Source organism: Roseibium limicola (assembly GCF_017313085.1).
Classification (GTDB): domain Bacteria; phylum Pseudomonadota; class Alphaproteobacteria; order Rhizobiales; family Stappiaceae; genus Roseibium; species Roseibium limicola.
Genome location: NZ_JAFLNF010000002.1, coordinates 584,494 through 607,011 on the forward strand (window position 1 = coordinate 584,494; position 22,518 = coordinate 607,011).

General features: G+C 58.3%; 21 protein-coding genes. 5 read left to right on the plus strand and 16 right to left on the minus strand.

The genetic code is table 11. The annotated features are described in order from the left end of the window. From J0X15_RS06145 to mgtE, 4 genes are all read left to right on the plus strand, one after another. Positions 1 to 951 carry an alpha-E domain-containing protein gene (locus J0X15_RS06145; protein ID WP_206938958.1) on the plus strand — a complete coding sequence of 317 codons (951 nt, stop codon included), beginning with the start codon at positions 1 to 3 and terminating at the stop codon, positions 949 to 951. Between the two features lie 81 nt (positions 952 to 1,032). After that, complete coding sequence (locus J0X15_RS06150; RefSeq protein WP_206938959.1) at positions 1,033 to 1,848, plus strand: transglutaminase family protein; 816 nt, start codon at positions 1,033 to 1,035, stop codon at positions 1,846 to 1,848. A gap of 218 nt (positions 1,849 to 2,066) precedes the next feature. Further along, on the plus strand, positions 2,067 to 2,798 hold the full coding sequence (locus tag J0X15_RS06155) for a proteasome-type protease (protein ID WP_206938960.1): 732 nt from the start codon (positions 2,067 to 2,069) through the stop codon (positions 2,796 to 2,798). A gap of 81 nt (positions 2,799 to 2,879) precedes the next feature. Beyond that, entirely contained in the window at positions 2,880 to 4,325 is a 1,446-nt protein-coding gene (mgtE, locus tag J0X15_RS06160; RefSeq protein ID WP_206938961.1) for a magnesium transporter, read from the plus strand. A gap of 4 nt (positions 4,326 to 4,329) precedes the next feature. Here the strand turns inward: mgtE and J0X15_RS06165 are convergent, their stop codons facing one another. Together J0X15_RS06165 and J0X15_RS06170 are read right to left on the minus strand one after the other, a co-directional pair. After that, positions 4,330 to 5,091, minus strand: a complete 762-nt coding sequence (locus J0X15_RS06165) for an ATP12 family chaperone protein (RefSeq protein WP_206938962.1) — start codon at positions 5,089 to 5,091, stop codon at positions 4,330 to 4,332. Next, positions 5,091 to 5,780 carry an HAD-IA family hydrolase gene (locus J0X15_RS06170; protein ID WP_206938964.1) on the minus strand — a complete coding sequence of 230 codons (690 nt, stop codon included), beginning with the start codon at positions 5,778 to 5,780 and terminating at the stop codon, positions 5,091 to 5,093. Before J0X15_RS06170 ends, J0X15_RS06165 begins: the two co-directional genes overlap by 1 nt. Positions 5,781 to 5,967: 187 nt before the next feature. Between J0X15_RS06170 and J0X15_RS06175 the strand changes: the two genes are divergently transcribed. Beyond that, positions 5,968 to 6,132 carry a hypothetical protein gene (locus J0X15_RS06175; protein ID WP_206938965.1) on the plus strand — a complete coding sequence of 55 codons (165 nt, stop codon included), beginning with the start codon at positions 5,968 to 5,970 and terminating at the stop codon, positions 6,130 to 6,132. 96 nt (positions 6,133 to 6,228) lie between these two features. Here the strand turns inward: J0X15_RS06175 and J0X15_RS06180 are convergent, their stop codons facing one another. The 14 genes from J0X15_RS06180 to secY all read right to left on the minus strand — a co-directional run bounded on the left by J0X15_RS06180 (position 6,229) and on the right by secY (position 22,490). Beyond that, complete coding sequence (locus J0X15_RS06180; protein ID WP_206938966.1) at positions 6,229 to 7,254, minus strand: RluA family pseudouridine synthase; 1,026 nt, start codon at positions 7,252 to 7,254, stop codon at positions 6,229 to 6,231. A 193-nt stretch (positions 7,255 to 7,447) separates the two neighbouring features. Next, positions 7,448 to 7,831 carry a fluoride efflux transporter CrcB gene (gene crcB, locus J0X15_RS06185; protein WP_206938967.1) on the minus strand — a complete coding sequence of 128 codons (384 nt, stop codon included), beginning with the start codon at positions 7,829 to 7,831 and terminating at the stop codon, positions 7,448 to 7,450. A 65-nt stretch (positions 7,832 to 7,896) separates the two neighbouring features. Further along, positions 7,897 to 8,685, minus strand: coding sequence for a sterol desaturase family protein (locus J0X15_RS06190; RefSeq protein ID WP_206938968.1), 789 nt, complete (start codon positions 8,683 to 8,685; stop codon positions 7,897 to 7,899). Between the two features lie 44 nt (positions 8,686 to 8,729). Further along, entirely contained in the window at positions 8,730 to 9,524 is a 795-nt protein-coding gene (locus J0X15_RS06195) for a sterol desaturase family protein (RefSeq protein WP_206938969.1), read from the minus strand. A gap of 292 nt (positions 9,525 to 9,816) precedes the next feature. Continuing rightward, entirely contained in the window at positions 9,817 to 12,222 is a 2,406-nt protein-coding gene (locus tag J0X15_RS06200) for a patatin-like protein (protein ID WP_206938971.1), read from the minus strand. 151 nt (positions 12,223 to 12,373) lie between these two features. Then, complete coding sequence (locus J0X15_RS06205) at positions 12,374 to 13,681, minus strand: replication-associated recombination protein A (protein ID WP_206938973.1); 1,308 nt, start codon at positions 13,679 to 13,681, stop codon at positions 12,374 to 12,376. 17 nt (positions 13,682 to 13,698) lie between these two features. After that, the gene (locus J0X15_RS06210) at positions 13,699 to 15,168 is read right to left on the minus strand and encodes a DegQ family serine endoprotease (RefSeq protein WP_206938975.1); all 1,470 of its coding nucleotides are present in this window, start codon (positions 15,166 to 15,168) and stop codon (positions 13,699 to 13,701) included. 190 nt (positions 15,169 to 15,358) lie between these two features. After that, positions 15,359 to 17,542, minus strand: coding sequence for a methyl-accepting chemotaxis protein (locus tag J0X15_RS06215; RefSeq protein ID WP_206938977.1), 2,184 nt, complete (start codon positions 17,540 to 17,542; stop codon positions 15,359 to 15,361). A 305-nt stretch (positions 17,543 to 17,847) separates the two neighbouring features. Next, positions 17,848 to 18,273, minus strand: a complete 426-nt coding sequence (gene rplQ, locus J0X15_RS06220; protein WP_206938978.1) for a 50S ribosomal protein L17 — start codon at positions 18,271 to 18,273, stop codon at positions 17,848 to 17,850. Positions 18,274 to 18,359: 86 nt separating this feature from the next. Continuing rightward, positions 18,360 to 19,382 (minus strand): DNA-directed RNA polymerase subunit alpha, encoded by a 1,023-nt coding sequence (locus J0X15_RS06225; RefSeq protein ID WP_206938979.1) that lies wholly within the window; start codon positions 19,380 to 19,382, stop codon positions 18,360 to 18,362. Between the two features lie 88 nt (positions 19,383 to 19,470). Next, complete coding sequence (rpsK, locus tag J0X15_RS06230) at positions 19,471 to 19,860, minus strand: 30S ribosomal protein S11 (protein WP_206938980.1); 390 nt, start codon at positions 19,858 to 19,860, stop codon at positions 19,471 to 19,473. Positions 19,861 to 19,926: 66 nt separating this feature from the next. Next, complete coding sequence (gene rpsM, locus J0X15_RS06235; RefSeq protein WP_206938981.1) at positions 19,927 to 20,295, minus strand: 30S ribosomal protein S13; 369 nt, start codon at positions 20,293 to 20,295, stop codon at positions 19,927 to 19,929. A 267-nt stretch (positions 20,296 to 20,562) separates the two neighbouring features. After that, positions 20,563 to 21,159: an adenylate kinase gene (locus J0X15_RS06240; protein WP_206938982.1), complete on the minus strand. Its 597-nt coding sequence runs from the start codon at positions 21,157 to 21,159 to the stop codon at positions 20,563 to 20,565. After that, positions 21,156 to 22,490, minus strand: coding sequence for a preprotein translocase subunit SecY (gene secY, locus J0X15_RS06245; RefSeq protein ID WP_206938983.1), 1,335 nt, complete (start codon positions 22,488 to 22,490; stop codon positions 21,156 to 21,158). Before secY ends, J0X15_RS06240 begins: the two co-directional genes overlap by 4 nt. Positions 22,491 to 22,518: the final 28 nt, after the last annotated feature.

Below are 22,518 nucleotides of genomic sequence, written 5' to 3' on the forward strand. Positions count from 1 at the left end.
ATGCTAGGACGGACTGCAGCATCACTTTTCTGGATGTCCCGCTTTCAGGAGCGCGCGCAAAATTCCGCGAAGCTTCTGGAGGTGGCCTACCGCACCGACATGATGCCCTCGAATCGCTCGAAAGATGCCGGCGACTGGCGCTTTGCCCTGATCGCCTCCGGTTCTGAATTCGGCTATTCGGAAAAGATCGGCGAGCTCACACCGCGCGGCGTGATCAACTACATGGTCTTCGACCGGGACAACCCGTCATCGGTACGCGTGTGCCTGGAGAATGCCCGCAACAACGGGCGAGCGGTGCGCACGGGGATCACTGCCGAACTCTGGGAAAGCCTCAACACGACGTATCTCGAGTTCTCGGATGTGAACCCGCTGTCGATCACTCAGGACAAACTCCCAGAATTCCTTTCGTGGATCAGCCAGCGCTCACACCTGTTCCGCGGAGCGCTTCTCAATACGCTGTTGCGCGACGACGGCTATTACTTTTCCCAGCTTGGCAATTTCGTGGAGCGGGCAGACAACACGGCGCGTATTCTCGATACCCAGTATTGGGTGCTGCTGCCGGACAATGACGTCATCGGTGACGGCTCTCTGGAACGCCAGCAATGGTCAGGCATTCTGCGGGCCCTGTCCGGACTGCGCAGCTATCGCTTCGCCTATCCGGATGCCAAGCTGAAAGCGACGAATATCGCGGAGTTTCTGATCCTCCGGAAGGAAATGCCCCGGTCCCTCGCCTATTGCTGCGACTGGATTGACGACACGGCCGATGACCTCGCCCAGTTCTATGGCGAACGATTGCCAAGTCTCGATATGGCTGCTGCCAACTGGACGGCAATGCGCGCCACCACGATAGAGGATGTCTATCGTCGCGGTCTGCACGATTTCCTGCTCGACTTCATCTCGAAGAACAACAGCTTCGCGATGCAATTGTCAGAAGATTACAACTTCGCCTGAGCCGAACGCGAAACGACCTGACGGCAGTCGATTTTCGGCTCTCGTCAGGGCCCAACAAACAAAAACGCCGGATGGAAACCAATGTTGCTGACTGTCAAACACACCACCTTCTACCGATATGACAGCCCGCTGGCCAACGCCATGCAGCAACTCCGTCTGACGCCCAGTGACGGGCCGACCCAGAAAGTCATCGACTGGCGAGTCGATGCCACAGGCATCGACCGGGCGACCTGCTACACGGATGCCTTCGGCAACTGGGTTCAGATGGTTTCTTCCTCCGATGTGATCGAAGAGGTCCAGATCACTGCGACTGGCACTGTCGAAACCGTCGACAAGGCCGGCGTTCTGGGAATGGAAGAAAGTACGACACCTGAGCGGGTTTTCACCCGCATAACGCCACAGACGCAATCCAACCAGGCGATCCAGCGCCTCGCGGCACAGGCTTCCGGTGAGGATCAGGTTGCAGGCTTTCACGCCCTGATGCACGCGATCCACGACAAGGTGGAGTACAAGGTCGGCGTCACCGAGACCCACGCGACGGCAGCGTCGGCCCTGTCGGCTGGCGAAGGCGTTTGTCAGGACCACGCCCACATCTTCATCGCCTGCGCACGCTCTCTCGGCGTCCCTGCACGCTATGTTTCCGGCTACCTGCTGCTGGAAGACGATGACACCTCCGAGGCCCACCACGCTTGGGCAGAAGTGTACCTGACCGGCATTGGGTGGGTCGGTTTTGATGTTTCCAACGAAATATGTCCCACAGACCGCTATATCCGCTTGACCACGGGCCTGGATTCGCGTTCCGCTGCTCCGATACGAGGGATCCGTTTCGGCGGACTGGAGGAAAACCTGAGGGTCGAGGTCGAGGTTGCCCAAGGCGCGAGCCAGCAGCAGCAGTAAATCGCTCCTCAGCAGCCAAATTTCCAGTCGCAACCGTTAAAGTGATTGCCAGGTTTTCTGTATATCGTGGCAATCTACATGTAACGCATTCCCGCTATGATATGTCCTGGTAAAACAGGTACCGTTGGCATTCTCGCACGTCGCTGATCCGGATTTCCCGGCCAGCCGGTTGCGAGGCAGGAAAGCGCCGCTGTCCGGCGATCGATGGAACACAGACAATGACCTATTGCGTTGGCCTCAAACTGGACCGCGGGCTTGTTTTGGCTGCCGACACCCGAACGAATGCCGGACTGGACAATATTGCAACTTTCAAGAAGCTGCATGTCTGGGAAAAGGCAGAAGATCGGATGATCACGCTGCTGTCAGCCGGCAATCTCGCCGTGACTCAGGCGGTTGTTTCATTGCTGAGCGAGCACATCAACTCCGCCCCTGAAGGGCGTCCGACGTTGATGAGCGTCGACACCATGTTCCAGGCCGCCCGCCTGATCGGCAGCGCCGTACGGGAAGTCCAGGCCATCGACGGCGAGTCCTTGAACGCTTCGGCGGAAAACTTCTTCGTCACCTTCATTCTGGGGGGCCAGATCAAGGGCGAAGAGCCACGGCTTTTCCAGATCTATTCCGCCGGCAACTTCATCGAAGTCGGCAACGACACCCCTTACGTCCAGATTGGCGAGCACAAATACGGCAAGCCGATCCTCGACCGGGTGGCGCAATCCGACATGCGCCTTGGTGAAGGCGCCAAGATGGTCCTCCTGTCGTTCGACAGCACCCTGCGTTCCAACCTCTCCGTTGGCATGCCGATCGATCTGCTCGTCTACAACAAGGACAGCTTCAGCTCCGAGCGCCAGGTCCGCATCGAGCAGGATGACCCCTATTTCCAGAAAATGTCTCAGACCTGGTCCAACAGCTTGCGCGATGCCTTTACGGATGTGGAACCATTCGACATCTGAGTGCAGTTGGCGTCTTGTCAGAAAACTGTGACGGCTGACGATTAGAAACGCAGGACCATGAGCCTGCCGGAAAGATCCACGATGAGTTCTGCGTCTTCTTCAGCCGCCCCTGCCGACAGTCAGGGACCGGTTCCCCTTGCCTGGCACCGTGAACCCGACAATGAGCCGCTCGCCGAAAATGAAGCTGTTCTGCGCGCCATCCGGCAAATGGTGAAGGAAGGTCAGCATCGCTCCGAACTCGTCGAGCTGCTCAAGCTCTGGGATCCGATCGACGTCATGCAGATGCTGGTTCGGCTGCGCCTGAAGCAAGCGCGCAAGTTGTTCCAATGGCTGCCGGCCAACCCTTCCATCAAGGTGATTGCCGCCCTGCGCCCGGAATTCCGCTCGCTGTTGATGGAAGAATCCACGCTGGAGCAATTTCGCGACATTCTCGCCGCCCTCGATCCCGAAGACGCGACCGAGATGCTCAACGGCTTTCCCGACGATATCGCCGAAGAACTGGCGCAGCGCCTGCCCGACATCGAAGACATCGCCTACCGCGCTGCTTTTGCCGATGATAGCGCCGGTCGGATCATGGCGCGAAAGTTCGTCGCCTTGCCGCAGAGCTGCACCGTGGATGACGCTGTCGCCCAGATCCGGGCCGAGGCCGAGCGCATCCGCAAGGTCTTCACCCTCTATGTGCTCGACGACGAAGGACGCCTTGTCGGCTCCGTCGAACTGGGCCGACTGCTGTTGGCACCTGAAGGGGCGACACTCCAGAACGTCATGAGCAGCGACTTCATTGCTGTCACACCGGAAACCGATCAGGAAGACGTGCTGCGTCTCGCCCGCAAGCGGGACATGCGCACCGTGCCGGTGATGGACGCAGCAGGTCACCTCGTCGGCCGCGTAACACCAAAACAGCTGACGCGGATCGCCGCCGAGGAGGCCAGCGAAGATCTGCTTTTGATGAGCGGTGTGTCCGGCGAATCGAAAACCAATGATTCAGTCTGGCGGATCGTGAGAGGTCGCCTGCCCTGGCTGCTGGCCGGACTGATCGGTGCAACTGTGGCTGCCAGCGTCGTCGGTTCCTTCGAAGATCAGCTGGCGCGGGCAGCCATTCTGGCGGCCTTCATCCCCGTCACCATGTCGATGGCGGGCAATGCAGGGCTTCAAGCCTCCGCCGTCGCGGTTCAGGGCATTGCCAGCGGCACACTCTGGTCAGGCGACATCGGCTTCCGGCTGTTGCGGGAACTAGGCGCTGCGTTGATCAACGGCCTGATTGCAGCCGTGATCCTGGCATGTCTGACGATTGCCGCCTCTCTCGTCATTCCGATCCACGCGCCCTACAATCTTGCGCTGGCGACTTCCATGTCGCTGCTCTGCGTCACGACAATTGCTGCCATGGTCGGCGCGACCATTCCAATCGCGCTCGACAAGCTGGGGGTTGATCCCGCCATGGCCACAGGCGTCTTCATCACCTCGTCAAACGACGTGCTTGGCGTTCTGGTGTTTTTCGGGATGGCGACAGCGTTTTATCTCGGCTGACGGATCAGGCCGTCAGCACCAGGATTGCAGCGTCGAATTCGGATTTCTTGTAGGCCCGCAATTCAGCGGCATCGGCATCCTGTCCCCAAAGCTCGATGTTGAAATCTTCATCTACATGAGCCGCTTTCCAAGCCTGATCCGGTTGCAGTTGACCTTCTGCAACGGCCAGCGCCAATAGCGCAGAACCGGTCAGAGTGACCGCCGTATGGAAGGCCGCCAGCTGGATCGGGGTAAACTTGTCCAGACAGGCACGATAGGCACGTAGCAAGTCCTGCGGCTGTTCCCGGTGGATCAGACCGGCGACAAGCGTGAACTTGCCACCCAGCAGGTCTTCCGCCCAGGCAACGACCGGGTCCCACTCGGCCATTTGGCGATCAACCAGCTTTTGCGGCGTGTCGGCGCGGTAGCACACCAGATCCGTGCCGCAATATTTGGCTGCATCATCCGCGACTTCTGCAAACCGGGGCGTCACTGCATCCAGAGCCGAATTGACAATACGTGTCAGCGGCATCTTGCCCGGATCGATCACCTTGACCTGCGCATGCCATTCTGCGGCGAGCGCCTTGGCGAGGCTTTCCTGGGCAAGCACCAGCGGAACACGACCCGGCGTTTTAACCGCGCGGCCATCCAGATGAATGGCAAAGCCGCCCTCAACAGACGCATAGGTTGCCTCCTTGTAGAAGCGCTTCGGCAACTCCCGCTTGGAAAGTTTGCGCGCCAGATCCTCGGGGGTGGTCTTGTCAAAAGGTGTCAGTTCATCCCGCATCAGGCAGGTTCCTTGTCGAAGTCGAGAAGGCGATTCAGGCCTTCATAAAGGTCATTGAAGTGGCCGGCCACCCAGTCGGCACCTGCAGCCTCCAGCCGCTCGCGGCTGTGATATCCCCAGGTCACACCAAGCGCATGCACGCCCGCGGATTTGGCCATCTCCATATCGAAACTTGTGTCGCCGATCATTACCGTCGCTTTCGCAGAGGATCCGGTTTCGGCCATCGCCCGCAGCACCATATCCGGATGCGGCTTGGACGGCGATGTGTCTGCCGTTTGCACCGTGACGAAAAGATCATGCATCTCGTGCACCTTCACCATGTGATCCACCCCGCGCCGCGCCTTGCCGGTCGCGACGCCAAGCAGCACATCGTCACGTGCCTTCAGGCGATCCAGAAGCTCGCGTGCTCCGGGATAGAGCGGGTCGAAATCCAGGCCTTCTTTTCTACGGGCCACTTTTGACGCCCGATAGGCATTCGACATCAGCTCTACATGGTGAGCATTTTCCGGACCCACCAGCGTCAGGAAGGCGCGCTCCAGCGACAATCCGACAATCGACAGGGCTTCCGAGCGGGTCGGCATCGGCAAGTCAGCGGCCTGAAACCCCACCTGAAGCCCATGCAGGATCGTGTCCTGACTGTCGACCAACGTGCCATCGCAATCGAAAATAACCAGATAGGGAGCGCTCAACGGGGCCTCTCAAAGGTTCGGGAGTTCAAGCCCCCGCATGTGCCGCCTTTTTGCCGAGCGGTCAAGACCGACAAACCCGGCAAGCCACTCCGGAGCTGGCGGGCGGCCTCATGCAATCTCTGCACTCGACAAGCCTGTCAGGACTATCTATTCAAGCGTGACCTGTTGCCCCTTGCCGGAGACCGATTTGTCCAAGGCCATCCTGCTTATATTGCTCGCCCTCTCAGCCATTCAGCTGATCAGACCTCTGGGCTGGCCTGGCCTTAAAAAGCGATCCGACTTCTGGAAGCTTGCCCTTGGCGGCCTGATCTTACTGGTCTTTTCCATCAGCCTGATTGCTCTGTTCGACTAAAGGCCGGTTTCCGACGCACAGTCAGACACAGAAAAGCAGCGCCAACGAAGGCCCTGCTTTTCTTTTTTATCGCACTCGGCATTTCAGAAGCGCAAATCAACGCTTGCGGGGCGGACCTTCGTCCTGCGGATCGTCGTTTTCCGGATCATAGTCCGACGCATTAAAGCCGAGCAGGTTCCAGGTCTGCTGCATGTGCGGCGGCAGCGGCGCTGAAACATCGATGACGCCATGGCCTGACGGGTGCGGAATGACAATCCGCCGCGCCAGCAAATGCAGACGGTTCTGGATGCCGCCTGGCAACTCCCAGTTCTCAATGTTGAAATACTTGTCGTCGCCGATGATCGGATGACCGATATGAGCAGTGTGCGCGCGCAGCTGGTGCGTACGGCCGGTCACCGGCTTCAGCGTTACCCAGGACAGCTTCTGGGCCGACTGCTCAAACACATTGTAGAGCGACACGGCATGCTGAGCATCATCGCCGCCCTGACGCACGACCTGCATCGCCTCCAGCTCTTCCGAACGTGCCAGGAAGGTCGAAATACGGCCCTGACGCGGCTTCGGCACGCCGGCAACCATGGCCCAGTAGACCTTCTGGGTGTTGCGATGGCGGAAGGCCTTGGTCAGCTCCTGGGCCGCCTTGCGGGTCCGTGCCACAAGAATGATCCCGGAGGTTTCGCGGTCAAGCCGATGCACGAGGCGCGGCTTGTCACCCTTCTGGTCGGTGAAGGCTTCCAGCATGCCATCCAGATGACGCTTGAGACCCGAACCGCCCTGCACCGCCAGCCCGGCCGGCTTGTTGAGCACCATCACGTGAGCGTCTTCAAACAGCATCATTTCCTCGATGGCCTGACGGTCATCGTCGATCAGCTTGGTCGAGCGTGGTTTGGCATTGCGCTGGTCATTGGCCTGCAATTCGACGCCCAAAGGCGGAATACGCACAACTTGACCCTTGGCAACGCGGGTGCTGCTTTCCGCCCGTTTGCCGTCGAGGCGCACCTGACCGGTGCGCAGCAGCTTCTGCAGCCGGCCAAAGCCAAGCCCCGGGTAGTGAGCCTTGAACCAACGGTCGAGGCGCATGCCCGCTTCGTCGGCGGTCACTGTCTTTTGTTCAATTGCGGACATATCTGTTTCTTTGCACAAGGCACCGCGCGGCTGTGGAGCGCGCAGGCAGGCGGAGCATCTGGCTGCCACCGTGAAAATTCGTGGCCCCGCGTATAGGCTTTATACGGCGAATTTGAAAGCCCCCCGCCCTCAAATCGCAAAGAATAAAGCCAACTCGCCTCAAGACCGTCCGACCCGCTCCCGCAGCGGCATCTTAGCTGAGGATCTGTCGCATCAGCATCAGCCCGGCAAACACCGCTGCGATCGACAGCGCCACGGACAGCGCCACATAGGCCAGCGCGAGCACCGTGTCACCGCGTTCCCACAGGAAGACCGTGTCGAGAGAGAACGACGAGAACGTTGTGAACCCGCCCAGCAAACCAGTGGCAAAGAAATACCTCAGATCTTGCAGGCCGCCCATATCCGTCTTGGCCATCCACCCGATGAACAGCCCCATCACCAGAGATCCAACGACGTTGACCCCCAGGGTTCCAAATGGAAATCCGCCGCCGAGAAGCCGCAGAGCGACAAGCCCGAAGAGATGACGCCCACCGGCCCCAATGCCGCCGCCGAGCATGACAAGAAGAAGATGTTTCATGGTTTTGGGTCGTCGCCGGTGGGTTGATTGCGGATCAAGATTTAAAAGCACATGGCCGGAAAGGCTTACTCGCCCGGTTGCACGGCCTGGTCCTTGCTTTCCGTGCCCATAGCCTCGAACCGCTTCACTTCCGCGTCGTAGTTCGGAGCGATGGTCCCGCAGACCCGGTCCCAGAACGAGAAGAAGTTGGCGTAGTTATAACGGAACTTCGAATGATGCTGATCGTGGAATGTCACGCAGACCATCGGCGACGGGATGCGCGACAACGGCGATGCGTAGAACTCGAAGCCTGAATGACCAATTGTGCCATTGAAATGATCCCAGAGCCGATGTGCCACCAGAACCACTGCCGGGATGGGCAGGAAGATCACCGCAAACAGATAGTAGCTCTGCATGACGAAAGCATCGAGCAGGTCATCCGAGTATGTGCTCCAGACCGTCGGTGCGACGGACTTGTGATGCTCGGCATGGAACCTGTAGAGCCACTTGGTGTGCATCAGCCTGTGCCCCCAGTAGAACCAGGTATCGAAGGCGAAGACAGACACCACAAACATCAGGATGACCGACCACCAGCTCAGCTCCAGCGGATCCACAAGGGTCCAGCCCTTCAGCGACAGGAACACACCGCCGGCCAGACAGCCTGCCGTCACCGTCAGCGAATAGACACTCTGACGGATTTCCTTCCACATGCGCTTTTCGCCCCGACGCTTCGGTTGAATCCGCCGGTCCGGATGGCGATTCTGGATCTGAACCAGCACCCAGCCCGTGGCGAAATACAGGAAGACGTTGACGCCATAGCAGATCGCGTAGATCGGCAGAAACTCAAGCACAACTTCAAGAATTTGATTCAACATATTGAATCCCATCGGTGTTCAAATCTGATTTCATGGCGCCTTGTTCACGCTGCCGGGCGTTGTACCCGTGTCTCGCGGGCTGTCGGGATCTCACCAGTCGTCTCGATCGTCTCAACAATACCATCATATCGCGGATGCACCGTCCCCATCAGCCGGTCCCAAAGCGACAGGAAGTTTCCAAAGTTATAGTGGAACTGGGAATGATGCAGATCATGATAGGTCGTGCAAAGCAGCGGGAACGGCGCCCGCGACGAACGTCCAGCGAAATACTCAAACCCCGAATGCCCGACCATGCCGGAAATCTGGTCGAACAGCCGCAAGGCAAAGATCGAAAGCGCGGGCACTGGCAGCACCAACCAGACGACAAGATAGAAGCCATGCTCGATCAGCGTGTCGACGGTGGTCGCACTGTCGTTGCTCCACACGGTCGGAGCCACAGACGCATGGTGTGGCTGGTGAAACTTGTAAAACGCCGGATGGTGCAGCAGGCGATGGCCCCAGTAGAACCAGGCATCGAACACCACAAAGCAGACGGCGAACATCAGCGGGAATGACCACCAGCTGAGTTCCAGCGGCGCAAACAGAACCCAGCCCTGAGTCTGGGCAAAATAGCCGGCCGAGAGCAAAAACGAAGAGGTCGCCAGCGCATGCAGCGAGGCAAGGATTTCCGCCCGCGCCCGCTTCATCCCGTCGCGTTCCTTCTGGATCCGCCGGTCCGGATTGCGCGCATTGATTTCGTTCATCACCAGTCCGGTGGCAAAATACACCACCAGCGATGCGGCATAGACCACCACAAAGACAATTAGGAACTCACCAAGGAGATCAAAAAACGCTGACATGAGGTGTCCGAACCTTACCTGTTCCATGGCGCCGTCCAGCTCAAACACTGGCTCACACGTGGAATCGCTCGTCCCCTCCCTCCAGGATCATAATGGCGTGGCCGGTATTGACACAAGCGGCGTTGCCTATCCGATATCGGAGCAACCTATTCTTGGGATCTAGTGGGTGACGACTTGCTGTTCGCGTTTCAAGCACAAATTGCCCAAAATGCCCAGTGCGATCATGACATTTGACAAGAGAACGAGGCAATAAGCCGCGGCAGAGCCTTTGCCCCTTCCGACAAGCGGGCCCCTAGCTGCCGATTTTCAGGCCCTGGCGGATCCGGGCGGTCAGCAGCGGGTCGGCGGACAGCACCGGTTCCTCTTCCTCCAGGATGGCCAGAAACAGATTTTCCAGATGCTGGGCAAGCACGGGATCCTCTGAAACGGAAGGTTGCCCAGCCGCCGACACAACGATCTTCACCAGTCGCTCGGCTGCATTCAGCCGCCCCCAGAGATAATCATGCTCGCGCCACTCCCGGTTGAAGAAAGCGCCGAAGCTGTTGAGCGACGCCCCCTTGAGCTGCACCTCCTCATCGTTAAAGGTCTGACAATCCCGCGGCGAGATCCGGTCCACGAGGATCTCGCTGACTTCGGAAAAGTCATTGCTTTGCAGAACAGGAAAGATCGTCAGATCGTAAAAGGCAAAGCCGATATATGCCCGCAACAGCTCACGCCACAGGGACGTGGGCAGAAGGCCAGCAGCTGTCTCAGCAAACAGAAGATCAACCCGGCGGTCATTCTCACGCAGCGCCTGCACAGTCTCCACCCGCTTGAGCACCTCGCGAACCTTGTCGCGCCGGGCATCTCCCGCCGCTTCAGGCATCTTCTGCGCCTGGCGCAGCAGCTCCGCAATGCTGTCGCCAGAGCCGCCAGAGTCGCCAGTGCTGCTGATGCCGCTTGTAAAAGTTTCCAGCTCCCAGGCGCCCAGCATGCGGTCAATTTCCTCGTAAAGCAGCCGCTTCAGATGGTCCAGGTGCTCCGTCAATCCGGCAACGGAACGAACATCCTCGCGGTCGTAGAAGCTGTTCAACCGCCGGATGGCAAAGCGCAAGCGTCGGATCCGATAGTCCACATCATGAGCAATCAGAAAGTTGGCCGGCATCGCGGATCCACGTGCCGAAGCTGCCTCCCCGGAGTTCGCCTCCCGCTCCACCAGATGCCCAAGCTCTTGCACCAGCCAGTCAGGCGTGGCGGTCTCCGCCGACTGTCCCAGAAACCCTGACATAAGGGTTTCCAACCGGTCACTCACCGCGTGAAGTTTCAGCGCCTGATACGTCAGATAAGCATAGCCCGCCTGCTCGTGAGCCGCAGCATTGGCTTGCGTCCGATAACGGGTTAGCCGGTCGGCGCGCACCTTCCCCCACCCCGGCAGGATCTTGCGCACGGTACGTTCCACCACCGGGTCTGCAGCAACGATGGTTTGCGCCAGCCAGCGGCCACGTCTGTTGTGACCTTCGATTTCCTTCAAATCGTCCCCCACCGGCTCATTGCGCGGAATATGCGCCAGAGAAGCCAGAATCACCTTGAAGAAACCCGGCATCTGGGAGGACGCATTCGGGTCTTCATCGGGCGCGGCCTTGGGAACAGGGTCAACATAAACCAGCCGCCGCGCCACCTCTCGCGCCGCTGGGCGGGAGCGGATCTGCTCAATCACCGGCGCCAGCGGCTTGTTCATGACCACGCTGCCGTCAACGAAGTAGCGACGCTTGGCGCCATCGCCAGAAAGCCCCATTGCGTTGTTCAGAAACAGGTCGCGTTTGGGCCAGCCTTCCTTGCGGCCGGCCAGAACCCGGTCCATTTCCCCCACAGAAGCAGGCGGAAAAGCCCCCGGAAAAGACGACGTCGCACGCGCGGAAAACACCAGCTCAGGCACATTGTCAGGCGCCAACTGGCTTTGCAGAACCTTCGGAGTGCGATGACGGGTTCGGAACTTCAACACCCTGCGATGGTCCCATTCTTCCACAAAAGCAGGGTCATCGGTGCGGATCCGGCGGATCTGCCCGGCGTAATCGGTCAGCGTAACAAAAAGGTCCAGGCTTTGGCCGACCGGTATCAGGCTCGCGCCGTCACAATAGGCCTTGTCCATCTCCTCGCAGGCATCCAGCATCCAGCCGATATAACGTGAGCCGGAGAACGGCGGCTGAAACCAACGCGACTGCATCAGGATGCGCAATTTTTCTTGGGTTTCCGGCTCCTGGATACCCTTCTTCAAACGGGCAGAGATCAACCGGTCCAAAACCGGTGACAGGCTGGACTTGAGATAGCGGCTGATGCCTGCCTGGGGACGGGCGAGTTCGGTTACATCGGCATATTTCAGCCACAGGTCGCGATGCCCTTCCAGCGGCAGGTCATGCGCCAGCGCCCGCGCCAACATGATGCCATTGACCCCGCCTGCAGACGCGCCGGCGATTACATCGGTGACCACCCGCACATTCACGTTCCGTCCGAGATGCCCCAGTAGCGCGCCCCAGGCTTGCTCCGGTCCGGAAACGGCACGTGCAGTGCTGCCGGCCGTGTCGTTTAGCAGACCACGTTCATCCCGTCGCGCCGACGCGCGCACCAGATTGAGAACCTCGCGACTGACCCCGTGCATATAGATGGCCAGCGAAACGCCGCCATAAAACACCAGGGCCAATCGAAGCTCGATTTCTTTCATGAAGGATCAACTCCCCACCTGGCAGGCTCAGGTCAAGAACACCTGCCCTGCACCCGACACGATCTCTCCATGTCGCAGCCTATTCTGCAGGACTTAACGGAAAGCGAGGCCAGAACGTTGCGGCGCAGCAGTGCTCGAGAGGGCAGAAAGATCAGCCGTTCCGTTCTTTCCGCAACTTTGCAAAATACTCAAGCCGCTTGCGCAGATCGCGCTCAAAGCCCCGCTCTGGCGGATCGTAGTAAACCTGACGCCCCATGGCATCGGGAAAATAGTCCTGGCCGGAAAAACCGTCGGGGGCATCGTGATCATACTGATAGCCATCGCCGTAGCCTTCCGACTTCATCAGCTTGGTCGGGGCATTGAGAATATGCTTCGGCGGCAACAGCGAACCATGCTGTTTGGCTGCCCGCAAGGCCGCCTTATAGGCCACATAAACGCCGTTTGATTTGGGCGCCGTCGCCAGATAGACCACGGTCTGCGCCAGTGCCAACTCGCCCTCCGGCGAGCCCAGCATCTGATAGGCATCGCGTGAGGCATTGGCCTGCACCAACGCATGAGGATCGGCCAGACCGATGTCTTCCACCGCCATGCGGATCAGCCGGCGGGCGAGATAAAGCGGATCTTCTCCGCCATCCAGCATACGACAGAACCAGTAGAGGGCAGCATCCGCATCGGACCCGCGCACCGACTTGTGCAAGGCCGAGATCAGATTGTAATGGCCGTCCTGCCCTTTGTCGTAAACCGGAGCGCGCCGCTGAACGATTTGTTGCAATCGCTCCGCATCGAACTCCTCGCCCGCGTCAGCGGCCCTCCAGACGTCTTCTGCAAGGGTCAGCGCTGCACGACCATCGCCATCGGCCATGCGGATCAGCACGGCACGCGCCTCGTCGGTCAACGGCAAAGGCTTGTCTTCTTCCTCCTCGGCGCGGGCAAGCAGCTTGCCAAGCGACCCGAGCGAGTGAGAATGAAACGTCATGACATGGGAGCGGGACAAAAGCGCGGCATTCAGCTCAAACGAGGGGTTTTCCGTCGTCGCTCCGACCAGTGTGATCGTGCCGTTTTCCATCACCGGCAGAAAACCATCCTGCTGAGCCCGATTGAAACGGTGGATCTCGTCAACGAACAGCAGCGTGCCCCGGCCCGACATCCGTCGCGCCCGAGCCGCCTCGAAAACCTTCTTCAGATCCGCAACACCGGTAAAGATCGCCGAGACCTGCTCAAACGCCAGATCCGTCTCATGCGCCAGCAATCGCGCAACTGTGGTCTTGCCGGTTCCCGGCGGTCCCCAGAAAATCAGGGAGCCAAGGCTGCGGGTGCGCAGCATGCGGGTCAACGTGCCTTCCGGCCCGATCAGGTGATCTTGACCAACCACATCCGTGAGAGTTGACGGCCGCAACCGGTCCGCAAGAGGGCGCGGACCGGAATTGGCTAGTCCGGAAGCTTCAAACAAATCGCTCATGCTGTGTTTATAGGCCCTCAGCCCCTCAGCACGATACGGTTTATCTTGCCACCACGCTCGATATCCAGCGCCCAGAGACGCTGAGAACGGTTGGAGATATTCTCAAGATCGCGCGTGCTCTCAACGCCGACTTCATTGACTGCCCGGATGATATCGCCAACCTTCAAGCCGACACGGGCTGCCGTGCTGCCACGTTCCACCTTGCTGATCACGACACCCTCGAAGGTTTCGGTCAGCCGCAACTCCTCAGAAACCGCGGGCGACAGGTTCATCACCGTTGTTCCGGCGAAGGGCGAGTAGCCCTTGATCACCCGCATGTCGCGCGCCGTGGTTTCCGGCGCTGCCTCCATGCTGATTTCCAGATGACGCTCCTTGCTGCCACGCACGATGGTGAAATCGGTTGTGCCGCCCATCGGACGTGTGGCGAAACGATAGCCAAAGCTGTTGGGATCCGTCACTTCCTTTCCGTCAACGGCCACCACCAGATCGGAAACTTCCAGACCTGACCGGTCTGCCGGTGAGCCCGGATAAACTTTCGTCACCAGAACCCCCTTCGGCCGATCGAGACTCAGGGCTTCTGCGATTTCCGCGTTCACCAGCTGAACGGATGCGCCAAGCCACGGACGCTTGACGCGGTCGCCATGACCAGCTGCCGACGCCACGAACTGCGCCATCTGCGCTGGAATGGCAAAGCCGATGCCATTCGAACCGCCAGAGCGCGAATAAATGGCGGAGTTGATCCCCACCAGACGGCCCTGCATGTCGACCAGAGCGCCGCCTGAATTGCCTGGATTGATCGCAGCGTCCGTCTGGATGAAAAACTGGTAGTCGGTCACGCCAACCTGGGTCCGCGCCAACGCAGAGACAATACCCTGTGTAACTGTCTGCCCAACACCAAATGGATTGCCAAGCGCCAGAACGATATCACCGACCTCAAGACTGTCCGCTGGCGCAAATGGCACCGACTCGAATGGCCCGTCATTGACGATTTTCAGCACCGCCAAATCAGTGCGTTCGTCTTTCAGCACGATCTCCGCGTCAAACTCGCGCCGATCCGCCAGCGCAACTCGGACCTCATCAGCATTTTCAATCACGTGGTAGTTGGTAATGACCGTACCGTCTTCGGAAATGATGACGCCGGAACCAAGCGAAGATTCAACCCGTTCCTGTGGCTGCCCCATGCCCTGCCCCAGCTCACCGAAGAATCGCTTGAAGAAGGGGTCGTTGAACAAGGGCGAGACACGGCGCTGCCGCACAACCTTGCGGTTGGCGTAAACGTTGACGACCGCAGGTGAGACCGACTTCACGACCGGCGCAAACGACAGCTGAACCTCTGCTGCAGAGCTTGGTATCTGCCGTGGCTCCTGAGCCTTGGCCTCCGTAAGCCCTCCGGCACTGCCGAGGGCGCCAAACACGCATCCCGCGATCAGGGCGAAGACCGCACCTTTACGACGCCACAGAGGCTCCACACGCCTTGTCACTTCCATTGAAACCAGTTCCTCTTTGCAGCCCGCCCCATCGCGGATGACCTTGGTTAGGCCTGAGATAGGGTGAGATCATGGCAAACCCAAGTGCATCGCATCCAAATGAAAGATCGTTAATCCTTCTGCCGCAAAAGAAAATGGCCGCCGGCTGAGAACAACCGGCGGCCATGGAATGCGATTGTTGGTTCTGTCCTTAAGCCGAACGGACCTGACCCAGGAAGGTGCGAACCTGCTGATCGAGATTGTTGGTCTGCTCTGTCAGGTCTTCCACCGAGATCGAGAAGCTGTTGGCAGCTTCGCGTGTCTGCGCAGAAATCTGACTGACGTTGGAAATGTCTTCCGACACATTGGACGTTCCAACGGCGGCACGCTGGGTGTTTTCGGCAATCCCGCGCGTCGCATAACTCTGCTCCGTCACAGCGGCCGACACATCGGTGACCGACTGGGAGATTTCGCCAATAGTCTGCTGAATGTCACCAATGGCGCCGACAGCCTCATCCGTCGCATTGCGGATCGCCGAGATCTGCAGCTGGATTTCTTCCGTCGCCTTGCCTGTCTGGGAGGCAAGCTCCTTGACCTCGGAGGCAACGACCGCAAACCCACGCCCAGCTTCTCCGGCTCGCGCCGCCTCGATGGTCGCATTCAAGGCCAGAAGGTTGGTCTGGTCTGCAATATCGGAGATCAAGGTGATGACCTCACCAATACGGTTGGCAGCCTCAGCCAGCGATTTCACCGTTTCATTGGTCGATTCGGCACGGATCGTAGCCGTTTTCGCCACGCTTGCAGACCGCTCGATCAGCGAGGAGATTTCCTCGATTGAACTGGACAGTTGATCAGAGGCAGAGGCAATCGACTGCACTTCCGTCATGGCCTCGGCCGAGACCTTGGCAGCACGGCTAGAAGTCTCGCCCGAGTCTTCCATCATCTGTCGCATCTCGCCGGCAGATTCCCGCAGAGAGGCAGCAGAGCGCGCAACATTCTCGACGACCTGACCGACCGTTGCTTCAAAGTCCCCGGCAAGTGAGGCCAGCATCTTCTGACGCTGTTCAGCAGAAGACCGCGCAGCAAGCGCTTCTTCTTCAGCCCGCTGCTCCTGCTCTTCCTCAGCGTTCTGCCGAATTTTCAAAACCGCGCGGCCAATGTCGCCAATTTCATCGCGGCGCTTTGCCGACTTGATCTCGGTCGTACGCGTACCGGAAGCGATCGCTTCAAGCGCATTGACCAGACCGGCCAGAGGCACCGTGATGGAGCGTGAGAAGACCAAGGCGATCACGGCGGCAATCGCCACGGTGATCAAAGTAGTGATGATCATGGCGTCACGCATTTCAGTCACGCTGGCCATCGCCTCATTCACAGAGCGCTCGGCCACCACAGCCCAGGTTCTATCGCCGACTTTCATCGGCACTGCGGACGTCAGACGATCGATGCCGTCAGCTCCAGTTACGCTACCCTGTGTGAAGGCGCCGGCCAAAGCCCCCTGCACCGCTGCACCGGAGGCCATCTTGTTCAATGCTGTCGGTTCGCTGGCAAGTGGTTGATTGGTGATCATCCGACCGGCATCATCGACGATGTAGGCCTGACCCGTCTCGCCAAGGCCCTTGCGGTCATTGGTGACACTTTCGAGGAAGGCACTGTTGATTCGAACAACAATGACACCGCCAAGCTCTTCACCGGAAAAACTCGTCACATAGGCCGGAGCAGCAATGAACATGGATGGCTCGCCGCCGGCAGGTGCATAGGCCTCGAAGGAGGACTGGAACTGCGCACCCTTTTCAGCCACGATCGCTTTGGCGAAAACTTCGCCCAGACCGGTGCCTTTCAGCGTGTCCGAGTTGGCGTTGTCCAGAAAATCTGCGGACTTGGTAACGCTGTAAATCACCAGGCCATCTGTGTTGATAGCGAAAATATCGGCGTAATGGTTGTTCTTCCAGGACGAATAGAAGCTGTTGTGCATGTCGGTGTGCCGCCATGCATACATCGTCTTGCTGTCCTTGCCGGTCAGTTCGGCGCGCGCACTGGCGTCGGCACCTTCTGGACGGAAGTAACTGTCAAGCGCTTCCCTGTCCTTGTCCAGACTGCCCAGGGACGAGTTCAGATCCGTGAACGCCAAATTGGCAGCGGCCCCGGAAGAGGTCGTCGCAAGGTCGCCTGAAAGGCTGTTCATACGAAGATCCAGCAAGCCTTCCCGGGCGCCGGCGATCATTGCCAACTCGCTGTTCGCCGCCTTTTCGAGGCCAGAGCGCGCGTTCATGTAGCCACCGATTCCAACTGCAACGCAGGCCGTGAAGGCAACAGCAACAGTCAGAGCCGGAACAATGACCGACAACTTCGTGAATTTATGGATGATCCCGGTCTTGGTTGAAGCAACCTTCGACATTATTCCCCCCAGAGGCAGCCGATAATATTTTTCTACCTATGAGGGAGGGAAGTTAAGAATGGGATAATCAGGATAAATACGGAGGGACCGGACATTGATTTTCCTTACAGCCACTCTCGGAAGACCTCAGTGCTCTGACCTTCCGTTAGATCCGAAACAGGCACTCAGCCCCCTCCGAACTGGCATCAATTAAGGCCGACCATATCGGTTTCTGTAGCCCTGCGCCGAGCCTCACGGAGCCCGGCAAAAACGAAAAAAGGCAGGCCCATGGGCCTGCCTCTTCTCAATAGTCAATCGTCGGAAGATTAAGCTGCGTTTTCAGCAGCTTCTTCAGCTTCAACGCGGGCACGATCTTCCGCACCACGTGCTGCCGGGTCGCGATCAACGAGTTCGATCACAGCCAGAGGAGCATTGTCGCCGTAGCGGTAGCCAGCCTTCAGAACGCGGCTGTAGCCACCCTGACGATCCTGATAACGGTCGCCGAGAGTTTCAAACAGCTTGCGTACCATGGCAACGTCGCGGATCTGCGAAATTGCCTGACGACGAGCGTGCAGGTCGCCGCGCTTGCCAAGCGTAATCAGCTTGTCAATGATCGGCTTCATTTCTTTAGCTTTAGGCAGCGTAGTCACGATCTGCTCGTGCTTGATCAGCGACGCTGCCATGTTAGCGAACATAGCCTTACGGTGGCTAGAGGTCCGGTTGAGCTTGCGGCCGGAATTACCGTGGCGCATGGCCCTCTCCTTTTTCAAATCGGCGCGGAAGGTTTCCTTGAGGGACCCGTCCGCCCGGTTGCTCTCTAAAAGGGACTAAAAGCCCCTTAATACTGATGGTCTTCGTACCGCTTGGCGAGGTCTTCGATGTTCTCAGGCGGCCAGTTGGCGACTTCCATGCCAAGATGGAGACCCATCTGGGCGAGAACTTCTTTGATCTCGTTCAGCGACTTGCGGCCGAAATTCGGCGTGCGCAGCATTTCCGCTTCGGTCTTCTGGATCAGATCGCCAATATACACGATATTGTCGTTCTTCAGGCAGTTGGCGGAGCGGACGGACAGTTCCAGTTCGTCGACCTTCTTAAGAAGCGCCGGGTTGAAGGCCAGTTCCGGGACAGTGTCCTCGGGGACTTCGCGCTGAGGCTCTTCGAAGTTGACGAAGATGGAAAGCTGATCCTGAAGGATGCGCGCAGCGAATGCGACTGCGTCATCCGGCTTCACAGAACCGTCAGTTTCAACGGTCAGTGTCAGTTTGTCATAGTCAAGAACCTGACCTTCACGGGTGTTTTCCACCTTGTAGGACACTTTCTTGACCGGAGAGTAAAGGCTGTCTACCGGAATGAGACCGATAGGAGCATCTTCCGGCCGGTTACGGTCAGCGGCGACGTAGCCTTTGCCCGTGTTGACCGTAAACTCCATACGGATTTCCGCGCCCTCATCGAGCGTGCAGAGAACCAGTTCCGGGTTTAGCACTTCGACATCGCCAACAGTCTGGATATCACCAGCGGTAACGAGGCCAGGGCCCTGCTTGCGCACGACCATGCGCTTCGGACCTTCGCCTTCCATGCGCAGAGCGATCTCTTTGACGTTCAGGATGATGTCAGTGACATCTTCGCGAACACCAGGGATAGAAGAGAACTCATGAAGCACACCGTCGATTTGCACAGCAGTCACTGCAGCGCCCTGGAGGGACGACAACAGAATGCGGCGCAGCGCGTTGCCGAGCGTCAGACCATAACCGCGCTCAAGCGGCTCGGCGACAACAGTCGCCAGGAAGCGCGAGTCATCACCCGGCTTCACTTCGAGCTTGGTCGGCTTGATCAGTTCTTGCCAGTTCTTTTGAATGGTCACTTTTTGCCCCTTCGGCGATCCCGCTCAGCACAGCTAGCACCGAGCCATTCTTTGCCATTGGAGAAACAGAAGCCTAAGACACGAAGTCTTAGACGCGGCGACGCTTACGCGGACGGCAACCGTTGTGCGGAATCGTCGTCACGTCACGGATGGACGTGATCAGGAAACCCGCAGCCTGCAGTGCGCGCAGAGCAGATTCACGCCCTGAACCTGGACCACGAACTTCAACTTCAAGAGTCCGCATACCGTGATCAGCAGCCTTTTTAGCCGCATCTTCAGCAGCGACCTGAGCCGCGTACGGAGTGGACTTACGGGACCCCTTGAAACCAAGAGCACCAGCGGAAGACCAGGAAATCGTATTTCCCTGAGCATCAGTAATGGTGATCATGGTGTTGTTGAAGGTCGAGTTTACATGTGCCACGCCGGAAGAGATGTTCTTCCGTTCGCGACGACGCACTCGCGTCGTTTCTTTAGCCATTCTTAATCCTTACATTGATCTCGTCACTGCCGTAATACCGGCAGCTCCACCGACAATCGTCAGGGCTTACTTCTTCTTGCCTGCGATCGCCTTAGCCGGCCCCTTACGAGTACGGGCGTTCGTATGCGTACGCTGACCACGAACCGGCAGGCCACGACGGTGACGCAGGCCACGGTAGCAACCAAGGTCCATCAGACGCTTGATGTTCATTGCAGTCTCACGACGCAGGTCACCTTCAACGATGTAATCAGCGTCGATGGCTTCACGAATCTGCAGGACTTCAGCGTCCGAAAGTTCGTTGACCCGGCGTTCCGGCGCGATGTTCGCCTTTGCGACGATTTCCTGCGCGAACTTGGAACCGATGCCGTGAATATACTGAAGCGCGATAACAACGCGCTTGTTAGTCGGAATGTTAACGCCAGCAATACGTGCCACGTTTCATCTCCATTTTGGCATAGTCATAAAGACCATGCGGGTGCTTGTTATAATCCTCGCGTCCGGTGGAGCCCGGCCCTTGCGAGGTACTTTTTATTGTGCCGGCGCAACTATTGCACCGAGCAGTCGCACAACACAGACCGGATATCCGCCTGCCCTGCACCCAATACCAAGAATCAGCAACCGACCCTCAGCACAGAAGGAGCCGTACCGGTAAAACCGGAACGGCGCCAAACTTTTTAAGCTAGAGCGCGCTCTTTAACGGCTCTAAACATTCTCGTCAAGGTTAGCCAGAACAGATTCAACATCCGAGCTGACTTGATCAATTGACTGCATGCCATCGACGACAGCAAGAAGACCGGCTTTCTCGTAATAAGGAATTACGACAGCCGTATCCTGATTGTAGGCCTCAAGACGACCTTTGAAGACTTCCGGATCATCATCCTTGCGGACCGGTTGACCCGCAGAAGCCGCATCGGCGGCCCGTTTCATGATTCGATCCACGAGCTTGGTCTGATCAACCCGCAGTTCAATCACGGTATCGAGCGCCAGGCCCTTGTTCTTCAACATGTCGGCAAGTGCATCGGCCTGACCGACCGTCCGCGGAAAGCCATCCAGGATGAAACCCTTCTGAGCGTCCGCTTCGTCGATCCGCTCGCGGATGATCCCAACAACCACGTCGTCAGGCACCAGCTTGCCGTTGTCTACCAACTCCTTGGCGGCCAATCCCACCGGCGTCCCAGCAGCCATGGCTGCACGCAACATGTCACCGGTAGAAAGCTGGGGGATGCCATATTTGGCTACCAGGCGTCCAGCCTGTGTCCCCTTCCCCGCCCCAGGCGGACCCACCAAAATCAGTCTCATCGCCGTTTCCCCCTCAGCTTTGATTTTTTCACCAGTCCCTCATACTGGTGAGCGAGCAGATGACCCTGGATCTGCGAAACAGTATCCATGGTTACACTGACGACGATCAACAGCGAGGTCCCCCCGAAATAAAACGGAACGCCGGTGGCCGAAATGAGGAATTCGGGTAATAGACAAACGAGCGTTATGTAGATCGCACCCACAACGGTGATGCGCGTCAACACGTAATCGATGTACTGCGCCGTCCGTTCACCTGGACGAATTCCCGGAATAAACCCACCGTGACGCTTCAGATTATCTGCAGTCTCCGTCGGATTGAAAACAATCGCGGTATAGAAGAAGCAGAAGAAAATGATCATCGCCGCATAGGCCAGCATATAGAGCGGCTGCCCATGGCCCAGAAGCGCGGTGATGGTCGAGACCCACTCATTCGTGGCCGCATCAGCCGAAAAGCCCGCGATGGTAGCCGGAACCAGCAACAGCGACGACGCAAAGATCGGCGGAATGACACCAGCGGTGTTGAGCTTCAGCGGCAAGAAGGACGTATTGCCTTCAAACATCCGGTTGCCCTGCTGACGCTTCGGATACTGGATCAAAAGCCGGCGTTGAGCCCGTTCCATGAAGACAATCAACGCGATCGTCAGAACAGCCAGAATAATCACCGCCAGGATGATCCAGGTGGCAAGCGCGCCCTGACGACCAAGTTCCAGCGTGGAAACGATCGCACTCGGGAGGCCCGCTACAATGCCGGCAAAAATGATCAGCGAAATACCGTTGCCGATGCCGCGTGAAGTGATCTGCTCACCCAGCCACATCAGGAACATGGTACCGCCCACCAGGGTCAGAACCGTCGAGGCACGGAAGAACCAGCCCGGATCGGACACCACATTAGAGGCGCCTTCAAGCCCGACAGCAATTCCGTAGGCCTGGAAGGCCCCGAGAATCACAGTCCCGTATCGGGTGTATTGGTTGATAACCTTACGACCCTGCTCTCCGTCTTTCTTCAACTGCTCCAGCGACGGAACAACCGTCGTCATGAGCTGCATGATGATCGAGGCGGAGATATACGGCATGATGCCGAGTGCGAAGATAGCCATCCGCTGCACCGCGCCACCGGAGAACATGTTGAACATGCCAATGATACCGGACTGAGCCTGATTAAAGGCCTGCGCGAACGCTTCCGGATTAATACCCGGCAGCGGGATGTAAGTCCCCAGTCGATAAACCAAAAGCGCCCCTAGTGTGAACCAGATGCGCTTCTTGAGTTCGTCAGCTTTGGCGAAAGCTGAAAAATTGAGATTAGACGCCAGTTGCTCGGCGGCCGATGCCATGCCCTACTCCGACGGAATAAACCGAATA